This is a genomic window from Rhodococcus sp. APC 3903 (assembly GCF_030407755.1).
Classification (GTDB): Bacteria; Actinomycetota; Actinomycetes; order Mycobacteriales; family Mycobacteriaceae; genus Rhodococcus_F; species Rhodococcus_F erythropolis.
On sequence record NZ_JASDCV010000018.1, the window covers coordinates 106,205 to 123,057 of the forward strand.

General features: G+C 62.2%; 15 protein-coding genes and 1 pseudogene. 8 read left to right on the forward strand and 8 right to left on the reverse strand.

All coding sequences use genetic code 11. From position 1 onward, the window contains the following. Positions 1-45: 45 nt before the first annotated feature. Positions 46-1,473 (reverse strand): amidase, encoded by a 1,428-nt coding sequence (locus tag QMA15_RS23915; protein WP_290286909.1) that lies wholly within the window; start codon positions 1,471-1,473, stop codon positions 46-48. Between the two features lie 114 nt (positions 1,474-1,587). Continuing rightward, the gene (locus QMA15_RS23920; protein WP_290286911.1) at positions 1,588-2,454 is read right to left on the reverse strand and encodes a response regulator transcription factor; all 867 of its coding nucleotides are present in this window, start codon (positions 2,452-2,454) and stop codon (positions 1,588-1,590) included. 131 nt (positions 2,455-2,585) lie between these two features. Between QMA15_RS23920 and QMA15_RS23925 the strand changes: the two genes are divergently transcribed. After that, positions 2,586-4,190 carry an acyl--CoA ligase family protein gene (locus QMA15_RS23925; protein ID WP_290286913.1) on the forward strand — a complete coding sequence of 535 codons (1,605 nt, stop codon included), beginning with the start codon at positions 2,586-2,588 and terminating at the stop codon, positions 4,188-4,190. Between the two features lie 15 nt (positions 4,191-4,205). Here the strand turns inward: QMA15_RS23925 and QMA15_RS23930 are convergent, their stop codons facing one another. Beyond that, positions 4,206-5,573 carry a cytochrome P450 gene (locus QMA15_RS23930; RefSeq protein ID WP_113682533.1) on the reverse strand — a complete coding sequence of 456 codons (1,368 nt, stop codon included), beginning with the start codon at positions 5,571-5,573 and terminating at the stop codon, positions 4,206-4,208. Positions 5,574-5,664: 91 nt separating this feature from the next. On the opposite strand from QMA15_RS23930, the gene QMA15_RS23935 reads away from it, so the two are divergent. The 6 genes from QMA15_RS23935 (at position 5,665) to QMA15_RS23960 (ending at position 10,765) form a co-directional block, all read left to right on the forward strand. Further along, complete coding sequence (locus QMA15_RS23935) at positions 5,665-6,285, forward strand: TetR/AcrR family transcriptional regulator (protein WP_024487440.1); 621 nt, start codon at positions 5,665-5,667, stop codon at positions 6,283-6,285. 72 nt (positions 6,286-6,357) lie between these two features. Next, entirely contained in the window at positions 6,358-7,050 is a 693-nt protein-coding gene (locus QMA15_RS23940; protein WP_024487439.1) for a TetR family transcriptional regulator, read from the forward strand. A 159-nt stretch (positions 7,051-7,209) separates the two neighbouring features. Then, positions 7,210-8,367 carry an acyl-CoA dehydrogenase gene (locus QMA15_RS23945; protein ID WP_003939784.1) on the forward strand — a complete coding sequence of 386 codons (1,158 nt, stop codon included), beginning with the start codon at positions 7,210-7,212 and terminating at the stop codon, positions 8,365-8,367. Between the two features lie 92 nt (positions 8,368-8,459). Further along, positions 8,460-9,308 carry a 3-hydroxybutyryl-CoA dehydrogenase gene (locus tag QMA15_RS23950; RefSeq protein ID WP_020909078.1) on the forward strand — a complete coding sequence of 283 codons (849 nt, stop codon included), beginning with the start codon at positions 8,460-8,462 and terminating at the stop codon, positions 9,306-9,308. A gap of 164 nt (positions 9,309-9,472) precedes the next feature. Next, a complete protein-coding gene (locus QMA15_RS23955) occupies positions 9,473-10,348 on the forward strand; it encodes an oxygenase MpaB family protein (RefSeq protein ID WP_020970744.1) in 876 nt (291 codons plus the stop codon). Positions 10,349-10,372: 24 nt separating this feature from the next. Then, the gene (locus QMA15_RS23960; protein ID WP_029256216.1) at positions 10,373-10,765 is read left to right on the forward strand and encodes a S4 domain-containing protein; all 393 of its coding nucleotides are present in this window, start codon (positions 10,373-10,375) and stop codon (positions 10,763-10,765) included. Positions 10,766-10,768: 3 nt separating this feature from the next. Here the strand turns inward: QMA15_RS23960 and QMA15_RS23965 are convergent, their stop codons facing one another. Continuing rightward, positions 10,769-11,398: a GyrI-like domain-containing protein gene (locus QMA15_RS23965; protein WP_020970746.1), complete on the reverse strand. Its 630-nt coding sequence runs from the start codon at positions 11,396-11,398 to the stop codon at positions 10,769-10,771. A 123-nt stretch (positions 11,399-11,521) separates the two neighbouring features. On the opposite strand from QMA15_RS23965, the gene QMA15_RS23970 reads away from it, so the two are divergent. Then, complete coding sequence (locus tag QMA15_RS23970) at positions 11,522-12,706, forward strand: metallophosphoesterase (protein ID WP_020970747.1); 1,185 nt, start codon at positions 11,522-11,524, stop codon at positions 12,704-12,706. Positions 12,707-12,712: 6 nt separating this feature from the next. On the opposite strand, the gene QMA15_RS23975 is transcribed toward QMA15_RS23970, so the two are convergent. The 4 genes and pseudogenes from QMA15_RS23975 to QMA15_RS23990 form a co-directional block, all read right to left on the reverse strand. Then, the gene (locus QMA15_RS23975) at positions 12,713-13,399 is read right to left on the reverse strand and encodes a TetR family transcriptional regulator (RefSeq protein WP_134999043.1); all 687 of its coding nucleotides are present in this window, start codon (positions 13,397-13,399) and stop codon (positions 12,713-12,715) included. Positions 13,400-13,446: 47 nt separating this feature from the next. Then, positions 13,447-14,275, reverse strand: a pseudogene (locus QMA15_RS23980) (ion channel). 46 nt (positions 14,276-14,321) lie between these two features. After that, on the reverse strand, positions 14,322-15,239 hold the full coding sequence (locus QMA15_RS23985) for a diacylglycerol kinase (RefSeq protein WP_003940547.1): 918 nt from the start codon (positions 15,237-15,239) through the stop codon (positions 14,322-14,324). Further along, positions 15,236-16,816, reverse strand: a complete 1,581-nt coding sequence (locus QMA15_RS23990) for an FAD-binding oxidoreductase (protein WP_290286956.1) — start codon at positions 16,814-16,816, stop codon at positions 15,236-15,238. The genes QMA15_RS23985 and QMA15_RS23990 overlap by 4 nt, the downstream gene beginning before the upstream one ends. Positions 16,817-16,853 lie beyond the last annotated feature (37 nt).

Here is a 16,853-nt window from a genome sequence, read left to right on the forward strand (position 1 = left end):
ACGGGTGAAAAGTACGGTGTTCTCGACTCTTCGACGGTGCCGGGGCTACGCCGGGACGGGCGGCCACACTGGGGCAATGCTCCACGGGCGCGCCACCTCGAGCTGCGACGCAACCCGGATCAGCAAATCTTCACGCCCGAACGCACCCACCAACTGCACGCCGATAGGAACGCCGGCCGTGTCATGACCCATCGGCAAGGAAATCGCGGGCTGACCTGAACTGTTGAACGGACTGGTCAAACCGCTGTACCCGGCCGAATGCTCCCAGATCGACATGGGATTTGCCGTATCGAGCAGACCGAGCGGAGCTGCCGGTCGAGCCATCGTCGGCGTCAGCAACAGGTCGTGATCGACAAAGAACGCACCGATCACCTGGGCGGCCCGCTCGAGTTCCTGCAATGCCTTGACTACGTTCGTCGCACTTTCGGACTTCGCGCGGTCGTAGATCATCCGAGCCATCGGCTCGAGGTCGTCGTCGCGGATTGCGCGGTTCAGGGCCTCGAGTCGTTCGTCGACCTCGATCGTCATCGGAATGCCCATCAACACGGAAAGCCCGGCAGTGAGCGCATCGAGCGGAAAGTTCGGGGCACTCTCGGTCACATCGTGACCGAGGTCTTCGAGCAGGCCGGCAACACTGGTTGTGACGGCCGAGCACTGCGGGTCCACCGGGGTGCCATCAGGAAGAGTGTTACTCAGACCGATCCGCAACCGTCCGGGATCCGCACCAACTTCCTCGACGTACGGCCGCTTCGGCGCCAGGATCACGTAAGGATCGCCGACAGTCGGTCCGGCGGAGAGATCGAGAAGCAGTGCAGTGTCGCGGACACTTCGGGTGAGTGCGTGATGAACACTCATCGGCGACGAGAACAGCGTGCGCGCCGGTGCCGTCGGAGTACGTCCACGGCTGGGCTTGAGGCCTACCAAGCCACAGGCCGATGCGGGAATACGGATCGATCCACCGCCGTCACTGGCATGGCCGCCGGGCACGATCCCGACGGCAACAGCTACAGCTGTGCCACCCGAAGATCCGCCGGGTGAACGATCAAGGGCATAAGGGTTGTGGGTAGGCCCGAACAGCGCAGGTTCGGTACTCGCATTCTTACCGAACTCCGGGGTGTTCGTCTTGCCGATGACAACCAGACCAGCCTCACGGTACCGCTCCACGAGCGTCGAATCTTTCTCTGCCACAGCATCGGCGAACAATCGAGATCCGTTGGTGCTCGGCAATCCTGCGACGTCCATGCCCAGGTCTTTGATCACGAACGGGACGCCGTGCAGTGGACCTTCCGGCAAGCCGCCTGATACCTCGTTGCGTGCCTCCTCGCGACGCTCACTGATCACCGCGTTGACTGCCGGGTTGCGCTCGTCGAGTCTGTCCAGGCTGAACTCGAGAACTTCCTTGGCGGAGACGTCGCCGCTCTTGATCGCTTCGGCCAGGCCGGTCATGTCGTTGTTGTCGAACAAATCCTGCATCGATGCCCTCATCACTCGTGTCGAACTCTGCCGATAGTGAGGTCCGTCATACCAACCATGGCGAAGGCGTAGCTTTGAAATTCCGCTTGGCGGGACCGGCCCACCGATTCAGCCTTACAGAATCAAGCCCTGCCGCCGCGCTTCCACAACTGCTTCGTGCCGACTGCGGACGTCGAGTTTTCCCATCAGATTCCGCATGTACGTCTTGATCGTTTCGACGCTCAGGGACAACCTCTCGGCGATCTCGGCATTGCGCAGTCCCAGAGCTACGTAGCCCATCACCTCCCGCTCGCGGGGCGACAGGACAACGGTGTTCGCGACTGGAGTGTTCGCGGAAGGGTTCGGCGACGCCAACGCCCGCAACTTTGCCTCGACGGCGAGGACCTGCGCGCTGAGAGCCATGTCCTCGAGGTTCGCCGCGATCTCGCCGAGCGCCAGGACGCTCTCGGTCAACCCTTCGGATATCAGGGCATCGCGATTCGAACCATGTTCCACCGCAGCGGTATCGAGCATCGCCACCCGACGATCCACTTCGTCGCGAATCTCGAATTCGCGGGCCAACGCGTACGACGATCGCATCATCGTCTCGGCGATCACGTCGCCGATCGGCAGGTTGGCGCGCAGTCCTCCGTAGATCGCTCCGCGAGTAACCCCGCGTACGACGATCGGGACTGCCATCAAGGATTCGATGGCTTCGGTGCCCACTTCGTAGTCGTAGTCGTGGGTGATGTGCGACGAGTTCGCGTAGTCCTGCACCGCGCCCGGTCGTTGTTCTGCGATCGCACGACCACCGAGTCCGCATTCGGCGTCGATCTTCAAATTTCGCAGGATGTTGCTACGAGTCCCGACGTAGCCGGTGATGGTCAGCGACCGGTCGTCGACACAACCGCCGAACAGAACCGGCAACTCGGTTCGGGGGTGCAGTCGACGCAGTTCGGCGCGCAACGCGTCGTCGTCGCTCGGTCTCAGTACCCTGCTCACTCTCACCTCCACATACCCAATTCAGAGGGTAGCGGCACCTTTGACTGGGCAATAGCGTGCATCCAGGCCATTTGTAGTGCCGATCACAACTACCGTGACACCAACCGTGTCACGTCGCCTTCGGAGGAACCGTGTCTGTCTCGACAGCTCTCGCAGCCAACAACACCCCGCTCAGTCCGCTGCGCTTTCTCGAGCGCAGCACTGCGGTGTTCCCCGATCGTACCGCCGTCATTCACGGCGACCGGAGCTACACGTACCGAGAGTTCGGTGACGAGGTCGCAGCGCTGGCCCGCGTCCTGCGTCAACGCATTCAGCCCGGTGACCGCGTTGCGTACCTGGCGCCGAACGTTCCCGAGATGCTGTTCGCGCATTTTGCCGTCCCACTCGCCGGCGGAGTCCTGATCGCCCTGAACTCACGCCTCGCCGGTCCCGAACTCGAGTACATCCTCGATCACTCGGGAACCACGATCCTGTTCGTCGACTCCGAATTCGTCGGCTCGGTCACCTCGTCCAAGGCGAACGTGACGAGCCTGCGCGAGATCATCGAGATCCCGGACTCCACCGTGCCCTACCCGGAGGTCCCCACCGGAATCGTCACCGGGCAGTACGCCGATCTGATTGCCGAAGGTGAAGCTCTCGCCGATCAGCCACTGTACTGGGGCGTCGACGACGAGCAGCAGTGCATCGCCATCAACTACACCTCTGGCACCACCGGAAAACCCAAGGGCGTCATGTACTCCCACCGCGGGGCATACCTGAACTCGCTCGGCGAGACATTCCACAACGGCTTCGACGGAGCGACGAAGTATCTGTGGACACTGCCGATGTTCCACTGCAACGGGTGGTGCACGCCGTGGGCCGTCACTCAGGCCGCAGGCACACACATCTGCCTGCGCGCGGTCCGCGCCGACGCGATCTGGGACGCCATCGACAATCTGGGCGTGACGCATCTGTGCGGCGCTCCTACCGTCTGCTCCACCATCGCCGACGCGGACCAGGCCCACAAGGTCGACGCCCTGCACATCACCACCGCCGGCGCTCCCCCGTCACCGACGATCATCGGAAAACTCGAAGACATCGGTGTCACCGTCGTCCACGTCTACGGCCTCACCGAGGTATACGGCCCTTACACGATCTGCGAGTACCAGGAAGCCTGGGACGACAAGCCGCAGTCCGAGCGCGCCGCACTTCTCTCCCGTCAGGGAGTCGGCATGGTGCAGGCCGAAAATGCTCGCGTTGTCGATGCCGAGATGAACGACGTTCCCGCCGACGGCCAGACCATGGGTGAGATCGTGCTCCGCGGCAACAACGTGATGCTCGGTTACTACCGTGACGAGGCCGCGACCGCCGAAGCATTTGCCGGTGGTTGGTTCCATTCCGGCGACCTCGGCGTCATGCATCCCGACGGTTACGTCCAGCTCAAGGACCGCGCGAAGGACATCATCATCTCGGGCGGCGAGAACATCTCCACCGTCGAGGTGGAGCAGGCGATCATGAGTCATCCTGCCGTGATCGACGTGGCAGTCGTCGGCGTTCCCGACGAGAAGTGGGGCGAGCGCCCGAAGGCATTCGTGGTGCTGGGCAAGGGATTACAGGCTTCCGCCGAAGACATCGTCGAGCACACCCGTGCATTGCTGGCCGGGTACAAGGTTCCCCGCGACATCGTCTTTCCACTCGACCTTCCTCGCACCCCGACCGGCAAGGTTCTCAAGTTCCAATTGCGTGCGTCGAAGTAATTCGGCCGTAGGGTCTCAGCGCACCGAAGTGTGACGCCGGCGCAGATCGACAGGTTGCCCGTCCGAAGGGAACGGCAAGGACGTGAAGTCGAGCGGAGCGACGTAATCTGCGTCGACGTTCCAGTCGAAGCGCATGAGGAGGTGGTGCATGATTGCCTTGATCTCGGCGCCGGCGAAGTGCATTCCCAGGCATTTGTGCACTCCACCTCCGAACGGTTCCCACGCGTACCGATGAACCTTGTCTTCGCGTCGATTCTCGGCGAAACGTTCGGGATCGAAACGCTCGGGATCAGGCCAGTACTGCGCCATGTGGTGCGTGAAGTGAGGGGCGACAGAAACATACGTTCCCGCAGGCACGAAGTGACCCCGTACTTGAGTGTCGCGGACCGCTCGCCGCGCCATGACCGGTACGGGAGAGACGAGTCGGAGGCATTCCTTCATCACCAGGTCAAGGCTGCTCAGGCCGTCGAGATCTGCATAGCTGGGCGTCGAGGTCCCCAGAGCGAGCGACTCGGCACGGCACCTGTCCTGCCACTTCGGATGTTGACCTAGATATTGCATCATCGTGGAAAGGGTGATCGTCGAAGTGTCGTGTGCGGCCATCAGGAGGAAGATCATATGGTCGATCACTTCGTCGTCACTGAAGCGTTGTCCCGCTTCGGATTCGATGTGACAGAGCACGGAGAACAGATCATCGGTTGCGCGAGCTCGACGCGCCGGCAGGTAGCGACGAAAGAAGTCTTCCAGGACCCGGCGGCCGTCGAGTCCTCGCTTCCATCTGGTCCCCGGCACGCGGTAGCGGACCAGAGAAGTAGCCGCCTGCACACAATCCACGAAAGCCTTTTTCACCGAAGATATTTCGCTTTCGGTACTTCCTTCCGCACCGCCCATGAAGATGTCGGTGGCAAGATCGAGGGTGAGTGTCTTCAGTGCTGTGTATGCACGAAATCCGTCAGTGGGGGTCCATGTGTCGAGCGCCGAGTCGATTGCCGGATTGAGAACGTCGACAGACTTCTCGATCCGAGTCCGAGTGAACGCCTGCTGCATGATTCGACGATGCCGTAGATGTTCTTCCGAATCGAGAAGCATCAGCCCACCGTGAAAAAAGGGGCCGATAAGCACCGACCAGCCGTCGCTGTTCACAAAAGCCCGATCTTTGTTCTGCAGCACTTCCTGGCACGCGTCGGGTCCGAGAACAGCGATCCACTGCCGACCGACCATCGAGAACCAAGAGACCTCGCCGTATCGATCCCAGTTCTCTTGCATCAATGCGAGTGGATCGCGGATGTATGCAAGAGCGTGCCCGACGAGAGGCAGCCCGGAACGGCCCGAAATCGGGTGCAACTGCGAGTTCACGGGGGGACGAGCCAGGATCTTGGACACTGCGACCTCTACTCTCGCTCAATCTGACAGTGCATCCTGTCAGATGGACTGTAGTCTGCGTCACAGTGGTTGCGTCTGTCAATATCGACCTATGACTTCTCCGACGCCGCGGCGGTATGCCGGCCTCAGCGGCGACCAGCGCTCAGCATTGCGGCGCGAGAGCTTGCTAGAGGCAGGGCTGGAACTATTCGCTGTCGCAGGCAGTCGAGGCGCCACGATGACCGCGATCTGTGCGCGAGCCAAGTTGACGGAACGCTACTTTTACGAAAGTTTTTCCAGCAGAGACGAACTGCTGAAAACAATCCTGGACGGAATTGCCGACGAGGTTCGCGACGCCGGCCTGACCGCACTACGAGCGAGCGACGGGACGCTCGAGCAGCGCGTACGAGATGCCATCGCGTCGTTCGTCACCCTCCTCACCGACGATCCCCGCAAGGGGCGTGTGGCAATGATCGAATCCGCTGCATACGAGCCCCTTCGCGCACACCGGCGCGCGGTACTGCACGGCTTCGCGCAAATGGTCGCGGACGAAGCCTCGCGAATGTACGGCGACCGAGCTTGGCCATCTCATCAAGGTCAGATCAACGGACTGCTCTTCGTCGGGGGCCTTGCCGAATTGGTCACCGCGTGGCTGAACGAGGAGATCGCTATTACCCCTGACGAGATCGTCGAGGCGGCAACCTACCAATTCACGTCCACCGCACACCGTTGAGATGGAACCGATCGGCATGCGGTTGCTGCCCGCCACACCGGGATGGCGCGAACAGGCGCAATACTTGTCCCCATGAGTGAACGCGCAGACCTGCCCGGAACTGACCCCGCACAGTTTCGGGTACACGTCGCGTCTCAAGCGATCCGGTTGTTCTCGGAGAACGGGTACGAAGCCACCACCGTCGAGCAGATCGCCGCTGCCGCCGGTGTGTCGCGCCGGACGTTCTTCCGGCAGTTCCGCTCCAAGGAAGACGTGATCTTCGCCGATCACGAGTCCCTCCTCGAACACGTCGCCGAGTTCCTCGCGTCCGATTCCGCCGACCCCTGGGCGTCCGTGTGCGAGGCCGCGGGACTGGTCTTCGATTTCTTCCGCCGGAACCGTGACCTTTCGATGCGGCGATACCGCGTCGTACAGCATGTTCCAGCTCTTCGCGACCGCGAACTCGTCACCGGATTCCGCTATGAGCGCCTATTCGTCGACTACCTGCGCAGCGCTGTTCCCCGCGAACCGGTCCTCGAGGTTGTCGGTTTTGCCGCAGCTGTCACCGCGTGCCACAACTACCTCTTGCGAAGCATGATCAAAGGCGACGAAGACGCCACAGCCGAAGCGCTGAGCCAGGCATTGCTCGACGTTCGGCGGACGTACGGCGTGGCACCCGGGTCCAAGACCAGCACGCCAGAATCGAAGTCTGTGCTGGTAGTGGCATTTCCCCCGGGCACCTCCGCCGAGGAGATCAGCAGAAAAATCCACGAACAACTCGGCTGACACCGATCGTGCACCGGAACTTCACACGCCCATCCCTTGACCTGGCACTCAGTGCCGTGTTTGACTGGGGTCATTGGCACCGGTCTGTCCGCGAATCTCGTCGGTAACGCCGGAGCCGCACCGACCGCCTTCAAGCCACCTTCACCAAGGAGCGTTCCCATGGCAGGAAACCCGGATTTCAATCTCTTCGCGTTGAACGAAGAGCACGACGAACTGCGGGCTGCTATCCGCGGACTCTCCGAGAAGGAAATCGCGCCGTACGCCAAGGACGTCGACGAGAACGCACGCTTTCCCGAGGAAGCACTCACCGCTCTCAACGCGTCGGGCTTCAACGCAATCCACGTTCCCGAGGCTTACGACGGCCAGGGCGCCGACTCCGTCGCCACCTGCATCGTCATCGAGGAAGTCGCCCGCGTCTGTGGCTCCTCCTCGCTGATCCCCGCCGTGAACAAGCTCGGCACCATGGGCCTGATCCTCAAGGGTTCCGAAGAGCTCAAGTCCAAGGTGCTCCCGGACCTCGTGAACGGCGGAATGGCGTCGTACGCACTGTCCGAGCGTGAAGCCGGATCCGACGCCGCTTCGATGCGTACCCGCGCGAAGGCTGACGGCGACGACTGGATCCTCAACGGTTCCAAGTGCTGGATCACCAACGGCGGCAAGTCGACCTGGTACACCGTCATGGCTGTCACCGATCCCGACAAGGGCGCAAACGGCATCTCCTCTTTCATGGTCCACAAGGACGACGAGGGCTTTGTCGTCGGACCGAAGGAAAAGAAGCTCGGCATCAAGGGCTCCCCCACCGCTGAGCTGTACTTCGAGAACTGCCGCATCCCCGGTGACCGCATCATCGGCGAACCGGGCACCGGCTTCAAGACGGCACTCGAGACCCTCGACCACACGCGTCCCACCATCGGCGCTCAGGCTGTCGGCCTGGCCCAGGGCGCACTCGACGCGGCTCTGGCATACACCAAGGATCGCAAGCAGTTCGGCAAGTCCATCAGCGACTTCCAGGCTGTTCAGTTCATGCTCGCGGACATGGCAATGAAGGTCGAAGCCGCACGTCTGATGGTCTACACCTCCGCTGCTCGCGCCGAGCGCGGCGAGAAGAACCTCGGTTTCATCTCCGCTGCGGCGAAGTGCTTCGCTTCGGACGTTGCCATGGAGGTCACCACCGACGCCGTGCAGCTGTTCGGTGGCGCCGGCTACACCACCGACTTCCCGGTCGAGCGCATGATGCGCGACGCCAAGATCACGCAGATCTACGAAGGCACCAACCAGATTCAGCGCGTCGTGATGTCGCGTGCGCTACTGAAGTAGGGCCTCCGGCCCTGTGCGCGGTCAGGCAGTCCATAGACTCCTTAACCGCGCACGGGGGCTTGACCCCTGTCTGAAGAATCTTGAGGAGAATCGTGGAACTCGTAGGCGTAATCGGCGGCGGCACCATGGGTGCCGGCATTGCCGAAGTTTGTGCAAAAGCCGGTAGCTCGGTACTGGTGCTCGAAACCAAGGAAGAATTTGCCGCCGCTGCTCGCGAACGGATCGCCAAGTCGATCAACCGCGGCGTAGCCAAGGGCAAGATCACGCAGGAAGACGCCGACGCCGCCATCGCACGCGTTCGCGTCACCCTGGACATGGAAGAGTTCGCCGATCGCGACCTGGTGATCGAGGCGGCTCCCGAGATCGAAGCTCTCAAGTACGAGATCTTCGGCAAGCTCGACAAGATCGTCAAGCCTGCAGGCATTCTGGCGACCAACACCTCGTCGATCCCCGTCATCAAGATCGCCAAGGCCACCTCGCGCCCTGGCCAGGTTGTGGGCGTTCACTTCTTCAACCCCGTGCCGGTCATGCCGCTCGTGGAGATCGTGGTCAGCCTCACGACGTCCGAAGAGACCGTCCTCGCCGTCACCGACTACGCCAAGAACACGTTGCGTAAGAAGACGGTTCGCGCGGGCGACCGCTCGGGCTTCATCGTCAACGCTCTGCTCATCCCTTACCTGTGCCAGGCAGTCCGGATGCTCGAATCCGGCTACGCCACAGCAGAAGACATCGACGAGGCCATGAAGGGCGGCTGCGGTTACCCGATGGGTCCGCTGACGCTGCTCGACACCGTCGGTCTCGACATTGCCCTCGCAGCGGCAGAGTCCCTGTACGCGGAATTCGCAGAACCGCACTACGCTCCGCCGGCGCTGCTTCGCCGCATGGTCGACGCCGGTCGTCTCGGCAAGAAGACCGGTCGCGGGTTCTACGAATACGCCTGAGTCCGACCGCTTCACTCTTCCGGCCCCTCACCTGTTGCAGGTGAGGGGCCGGAGTTGTTTTCGGACAGATCTTGTCGAATCGATTGACAAATTCGCGTAGCGCAGTAAAAGTCATCATGTGACAACAACCGTTGTCACATGATGGCAGGCGGAGGGGCACCCAGATGAGCAGCGACGCAGACACGGGCACTCGTCGATCGAAGCCTCGAGAACTACGAGCCGATCCGATCGGCCCCGGCTCTCTGACATGGACACACTTCGGCGACGTTCGCGGCCTGCTGTACCTCGGACGCGCAGGCACCCTGCAGAACATGCACCCCGCGGTAAGCGGAGCGCTGCAAGATCATTCGAATTTCTTCGACAACCCGCTCGACCGCCTGTTCCGCTCACTGCCGCCCATCTACGGCGTCGTGTACGACCGGACCGAAGAGGACACAGGCACGCTCGTTCGCAACTTCCACACCGATCTCAAAGGAATCGACGAAACCGGCGGGCGCTACCATGCCCTCACTCCTGACACTTTCTGGTGGACACACGTCACGTTCTTCGAGGTGATTCTCGATTTCAACGAGCGATTCGCGTACAAGAAGTTCACGCAGGAGCAGAAGGACCAACTTGTCCGTGAGGCCGTAACCTGGTGGCGCTGTTACGGACTCACCGATCGACCGGCTTTCGACGATTACGCCAGCTTCCGCACGTATTGGGAAGACATGCTCGACAACCACCTGATCAACACCCACACCACAAAATGGTCGACGCGCATCGCCGAGCACGACATCGCACCGGCTCCGAAGGTTCCGACGTGGCTGTGGCGTCTTAGCTCTCGCCCCACGATGGCCGTGGCGAACTGGATCGGCAAGGCACTGATGCCGGAGAAGGCACGCAAGACCCTTGAATGGGAATGGACGCCGCGCGACGAACGGATGTACTTCTGGTTCGCCCGCTTCCTGACATTGACAGATCGGTTCTGGCATCTGCTGCCGCTACGACTGCGGTATGCACCGCGCGCCTACTCGGGCATCCGCGCGCAGGGTCTGTGAGCACTCGTCGGTAGGCTGGAGTGCGTGCCAGCCCAACTCCCCTCCGACGCGATCAGTGTCCGCGTGGACAGCTGGACGTGGGCGGTTCGGCTGTTCAAGACACGCTCGCAGGCGGCGACGGCCTGCCGATCGGGACACGTTCGGGTCAATGGAACGTCGGCAAAGGCGGCTCAGCAGGTGAAAGCCGGCGACGAGGTGCGGGTGCGTGTATCCGGCATCGAACGCATTGTCGTCGTGGTCAAGCCGATCACGAAGCGAGTCAGCGCGGTGCTGGCCGCCGATTGCCTGCAGGACAATTCGCCGCCCCCACCACCGCCCGAACTGATCGCGTCCATTCCGCGACGTGATCGTGGCGCCGGCAGACCGACCAAGCGCGAGCGACGCGACCTCGAGAAGTTGCGCGGCCTCGAGCCCTGATTACTACCTCGAAACAGGCTGACGCAGAACCGTCTTCAGTTTCTCGGGCGGCGTCCGGCGCGCATCACTGAGGTAGATCTCGTGATGATCGCCGTTGAAACTGAAGCCGTTCGACGGGATGAACGTGTTGTGCAAGCGGTCCAAGGTGGGGGCCTCGTCGTCGTAGGAACCTACGTGAAGAATCTGGACGGACAGGCCCTCCTCCAATTCGAGGAACCTGACCTTGTCCAGAGCGGCCACGTTCTTCTTGGCCCGGACGGCTTTGGCTCGGACTGCTGTAATCGCCGCAGACAGTTCGGCCGCCGTGATCCACTCCGGCTGCGAGATCATCATCGTCCAATCCCAAGCCGCCTTGTCCCGTGTCACGAACACCTCGGGATCATCTGCCCGCCACAACCCTTCCAGCGGGCCAACGACGAAGTCGCGATCCAATTCCTTCTTGCTAGCGAATTTTGCCGAGTAGGACACCGAATACAGCGCTTCGAGCGCCTCGGAGTACTCGGTGGCAGTGTTGGGGTCGCCGTGACCGTCGACGGCGAAGTAGCCGAAGCGGGGAACGGTCACGAGGGCAAAATCGCGGCGCCCAGGCGAGTAGAGATCCTTGTATGCCTTCTTGACGTCGTACTTCTCCATGCGCCACCCACCTGATCACTGGCCGAGTTTCAACGTTCGGAAATCTATCCGAGAACACCGACATCCCGATAGCGGACCACTGTCCCCTTGTTAATAGACCAGTGGACCTTTACTCTGGACGGGGTGACTACACCCCAGGCGACCGACGTCGCTCGAGTTCCGCGCCGCAGACCGTTGCGGATCGTTGCCATATCCGCGATTGTCGCGTCGATCTTGGCTCTGTTGTTCGTGTACCCATGGTGGAGCTTGTTCATCCGGCCGGACTGGCCGACGGCGGTGGCAGTTTTCGGCACCGTTCTGTTTGCCGCCCTCTTGATCGCCCTGCCTGCGAGCATGGTGCTCAGCCACGGACACACCGACCGCGATCCAGTTCGCCTGATCGGCGACGCCCTCCTCGGAATCATCTGGGTCGTGTTCGTGTGGACCCTGCTCGGCGAAGTTCTGAGGCTCGGACTGCTCGTCGGCGGCGTGGATGACCCGCTTCGATCGAGAATTGTCGCCGTTGCCGCACTGATCATCTCGGCCCTTCTGCTGATCTGGGGCTACCGGGAAGCCATGAGACTGCCACGGATCAAGCAGGTCGACGTCACCATCCCCCGCCTTGGTGCGGGGATGGACAAACTTCGGGTAGTCGCGATCACCGACACTCACTTCGGGCCGATCAATCGCGAGAAGTGGTCCGAGCGCGTGATCGCGGCAGTCAACGATCTCGACGCCGACATCGTGGCCCACGTCGGTGACATCGCCGACGGAACGGTAGAGCAGCGCCTCGGCCAAGCGACCCCCCTCGCATCGGTCGAAGCCGGGCTCGCTCGCGTCTACGTGACCGGCAATCACGAGTACTTCCACGAGGCTCAGGAGTGGCTCGACTACATGACCTCGATCGGCTGGGACGCGCTGCACAACCGCCACCTCGTCGTCACCAAGGGCGGAGACAGACTGGTCATCGCCGGAGTCGACGATGCGACAGCGTTGGGATCGAAACTGGACGGGCACGGCGCGAACTTCGACATGGCCCTGGCCGGCTCCGACCCCGAATTGCCGATCCTGATGCTCGCCCACCAACCGAAGCAGGTTACTCAGTCCGCTTCCGCGGGAGTGGATCTGCAGCTCGCCGGTCATACCCACGGCGGACAGATCTGGCCCTTCAACTTTCTGGTGAAACTCGATCAACCGTCGGTGCACGGGCTTACCAGGCACGGAGAACGTACGCAGCTGTACACCAGCCGGGGAACCGGATTCTGGGGTCCACCCTTCAGGGTGTTCGCACCGAGCGAGATAACCGTTCTGACGCTGCACAGCGCCTGATCGTTCTCAGCTCGTTCGGGTTGCCGCTCGCGCCGACAACCCGACGAGCTGGTTGATCAGACCTTCACGCAGGCCGACTGCGAACATGTCGGAGGCCGGGGGCGCCTGCATCTCGTTCAGTACGACGACCATGGATTCAGTCGGCTCGGCAGTCGGCCACAAGCCGGCAACGATCACCAGGGTTACCTTGGCGAATTGAGCGGCGTCGCCCTCCGAGAGATGGGGCAGTTGCGAATGAACCAGCGACGCAAACCTTCCCGAGTTGACCGTCGCCCGCTTCTTGAAGTCACGGGCGAAGTCGACGGAGATGTTTCTTTCGAGGACACCGGCCATGACACTCATCAACTCGCACAGTAATCGCTGTGAGACAAGCGATTCCGCAACCGCGGATGCCACATGAATTTCAGCGGCAAACGGTGAGTCGCCACCGGTCGAAGTCAACGACTCGGACAACCCGTCCAGCCACGCTACCCAGTTCTCGTCGAGCACTTCGAGAAAGATGGCCTCGCGACTGTCGAAGTACCGGAGCACGTTCGACTTCGCGAGGCCGACGCTCTCACTGAGCTCACGCAGACTGATGTCTGCGACTGGCTTGGACCCGAGCATCGCGCGAGCTGCGTCGAGAATCGCGCACCGACGTGCTTCGATCTGCTCGGGCCTGCGCGCGCGCTGGAATCCATGGGTCGCCACCATCACGCAAGATTATCAGACCATCGTTCTATTGTTTGCTGTACTGCGGGTCAATTGTCCGAAGGTGCATGCTGCGCCACGACTCCCCTCGACGCCAGTTCGCGACGCAGCGAATCGGTATCGACGGACGCGAGATCGACTCGGTGCGTGCGGGTGGCCAAAGCTCGGACCTCCACGGACAGATCTGCCACCTGCTTACGCGTCGCGGCCTGCCCTGCCTCGTCCTGTTCCGCCACTCGCTCGACCAACCAGGAAGCGAGTGTGGCAGTCACGATGCCCAGCAATGCAATTCCGCCGATCATCAACGCTCCGGCGATCAGGCGCCCGGTTGTAGTGACAGGAGCCATGTCTCCGTAACCGACGGTCGTAACCGTCTCCATCGCCCACCACAACGCCGTCCCGTACGACGTGATGGCGGCGCCCTCAGCGTGCCGCTCGGCGTCGAGCATGGCCAGTGCCGCGACACCGATCAGCAAGGCCGTAGCCCCGGTGGCGTAAACAACCACTCGTCCACGCAAGCTTTGCCCGCTCGAGCGGTGGACTATTGCAAGCAGGGTGACCAATCGAAGGAGGCGCAAGGGACGCAGCATGGGTAGCACCACCATCGCCAAATCCAAGAGATGCCTGACGAACCAGCGACCGCGTGCAGGAGCCAACCACAGGCGAACTGCGTAGTCGACGGCAAATACGAACCACGCGGCCCACATGATCCATTTCGGTCAGGCGATGCGGGAAGCCAGTCGGTTGCGCCAGGACTTGGTACGCGTACGCCACCAAGAACAGGCCGGCCGCAGCGGTCAAGGGGATGTCGGTGGTGAGCTGCCACCGCTCCGACGTCCACGCAGTGCGGCGGTGCACCGACTTCCTCGATTCGTTCATCCGAGAAGTCTTACACCACTGCTACCGCGTGACCGGCAGAACCAACTCAGATCCGAGTGTGCGTCAAGATGTTGAGCGCCATGGGAACTGCCTCGATCGTGATGGGCAACGGCCCCACCCGATCGCCGTCCGCGTAGGCGATGATGCCCTCGGAGACCAACCGGACCTTCTTCGACCGATACGTCTGTACCGCATCCAAGGAGACGTGAGTTCCCTTGTACACCCGCGGAAACAGGCGCACCAGACGCAACCTCGAACCGTGCCCGACGACGGTCAGATCCAGCAACCCATCAGACTTCGACGCGCCCGGAGTGATGAGCATGCCGCCACCGTACGAGCGGCCGTTGCCGACAGCCACGAGCGTCGCGTCCACCGTGATGACCTCGTCGTCGAGTTCGATCCGGTACGGCAGCGGCTTCATCTTCGCCAACTCGGCGAGCATCGCCAAGTTGTAGCGCATCGGTCCCTTGGGCCACGACATCCGATTGGCCCGTTCACTGACCAGCGAATCGAATCCGCTCGCGATGATCGTTCCCGACCAGACGACGGAACCGTCGGCAAGCGTGATCTTCGCCAGGTCGGACTGCTGCACGACGCCGTCGGCGATCACATCGGCGGCTGCCTCGGGATCGCCTGTGGGAATGCCGAACTCACGGGCGTGATCGTTACCGGTGCCCGCCGGGATGAGTCCGATAGGAGTATCGGTCAACGCGGCAGCCTGCAATCCGATGCTGATGGCACCGTCACCGCCGACCACCACCAGCGCGTCGGTACCCTCCTCGATCGCACGACGCGCCAACTTCTTGGCGTCGTCGGCATCGGTTCCGATAATCTCGGTGACGGCAACTCCCCGAGCACGCAGTCGCGCAACACCTTTGCGTCCGGCCGCAGGCGCGTGACCATGTCCCGCCATCGGATTGATCAGGACGGTAACCTTCTCGATCTGACTGCGGGTTTCGGTCACGGAATCAGCTTTCCAGGATTGAGGATGCCGGCAGGGTCAACTGCATTCTTCACTGCGCGAAGGATATTCGCGCCCAATTCGCCGATCTCGTCCTTCATCCACGGGCGATGGTCAGCTCCGACTGCGTGATGATGGGTGATCGTGCCACCGGCGGCGATGATCGCATCGCCAGCGGCAGTTTTCGCCTTGTGCCACTGAGCGATCGGATCCTCGGTCTGCGCGCTGACTACTGTGAAGTACAGCGAAGCACCGGTCTTGTACGTGTGAGAAATGTGGCACATGACGAGCGGCTGAGTCCCCTGCTCGACGAGAGCCTTGGTCAGCGCTTCGGTGACCGAGGAGCGCAAGTTCGCGAGGTTACCCCAGGTGGTTGCTGTCTCGAGGGTTTCACACAGTGCGCCGACGTCGAGCAGAGCGTCACGCAGATACGGCGCATCGAATCGCCCGTGTTCCCAGCTGTTTCCGGGCTCCTCGCCGAGAGACGTGCCGCCGTGAGCGGTGAGAATTGCTCGGGCCTCCGCCATCCGTTCAGCGGTGTGCGAAGCGGTGCCCTCGTAGGTGGTGATGCCGAGGCAACCACCCGTGAAAGCGTTCTCGCCGATCTTGTCGGTAGTCGCCAGATTCACGCCACTCTCGGCCTCGTCGGACAACCGCAATACTGTCGGAGCCGATCCTTCCTGGACCAGCTCACGCAATGCTGCTGCGCCGGTGGCGAAGTCGGGGAAGCTCCACCCTTCGCGCACGGTGGTCTCGGGCAGGCGGTGAACCCGCACACGCACGTGCGTGATGACGCCGAATGTCCCCTCGGAGCCGACAAAAAGCTCACCCAGATCGGGACCTGCGGCAGATGCCGGCGCACGCCCGGTCTCGATCACACCACTCGGGGTGACAACGGTGAGGCCCTGAACCATGTCCTCGAAACGTCCGTATCCAGCCGACGCCTGCCCCGAAGACCGGGTGGCGGCAAACCCGCCCAGAGTGGCGAACAGGAAGCTCTGTGGGAAGTGCCCGACCGAGAAACCGTGCTCACGCAGAAGCTCCTCGGCCCGTGGGCCGGTGGTTCCGCCGCCGAACGTCGCGATGCCCGATTCCTCGTCCAACCCGACGAGCTGATCGAACCTGCGCAGATCGAGAGATAGAACTGCGTCGAACCCGTCACGAATGGGATCGAGCCCGCCGACGACGCTGGTGCCACCACCGAACGGGACCACTGCGATCCGGTTGGCAGAGCAGTATCGGAGAACCTGCTCGACCTCTGCGTCTGTCCCTGGAGTGACGACTGCGTCCGGTGCGTCCTGCGGCTCGGCGCTACGACGGCGAAGCAGATCCGGGGTGCTCTTGCCACCGGCCCGAAGGATTCGATCCGAATCCTCGGTGCTGACGTACTCGGCCCCGACCAGCCCAGCCAGCGCCTCGACGTGCGACTGAGCCAGGGCGGACGGAGTCACCTGAACGTCTTCGATGGCGAGGCGCGAGCGAGTCGGTGCGGACACACCGAGAAATCCGGTCAACAATGATGTGACTGCGTCCGACAGTTCACGCTTCTTGGCCGGATCGCCCCAGGCGTCCCACTGCATCGGCGGTTGCAAGGCAGACTTTTCGGTGCTCATAGAC

Coding starts and splice junctions, on each gene's coding strand:
- QMA15_RS23990 (WP_290286956.1), bottom strand. CDS start 16,816: ATGCAGTGGGACGCCTGGGGCGATCCGGCCAAGAAGCGTGAACTGTCG.
- QMA15_RS23915 (WP_290286909.1), bottom strand. CDS start 1,473: ATGCAGGATTTGTTCGACAACAACGACATGACCGGCCTGGCCGAAGCG.
- QMA15_RS23940 (WP_024487439.1), top strand. CDS start 6,358: ATGAGTGAACGCGCAGACCTGCCCGGAACTGACCCCGCACAGTTTCGG.
- QMA15_RS23935 (WP_024487440.1), top strand. CDS start 5,665: ATGACTTCTCCGACGCCGCGGCGGTATGCCGGCCTCAGCGGCGACCAG.
- QMA15_RS23955 (WP_020970744.1), top strand. CDS start 9,473: ATGAGCAGCGACGCAGACACGGGCACTCGTCGATCGAAGCCTCGAGAA.
- QMA15_RS23975 (WP_134999043.1), bottom strand. CDS start 13,399: ATGGTGGCGACCCATGGATTCCAGCGCGCGCGCAGGCCCGAGCAGATC.
- QMA15_RS23945 (WP_003939784.1), top strand. CDS start 7,210: ATGGCAGGAAACCCGGATTTCAATCTCTTCGCGTTGAACGAAGAGCAC.
- QMA15_RS23965 (WP_020970746.1), bottom strand. CDS start 11,398: ATGGAGAAGTACGACGTCAAGAAGGCATACAAGGATCTCTACTCGCCT.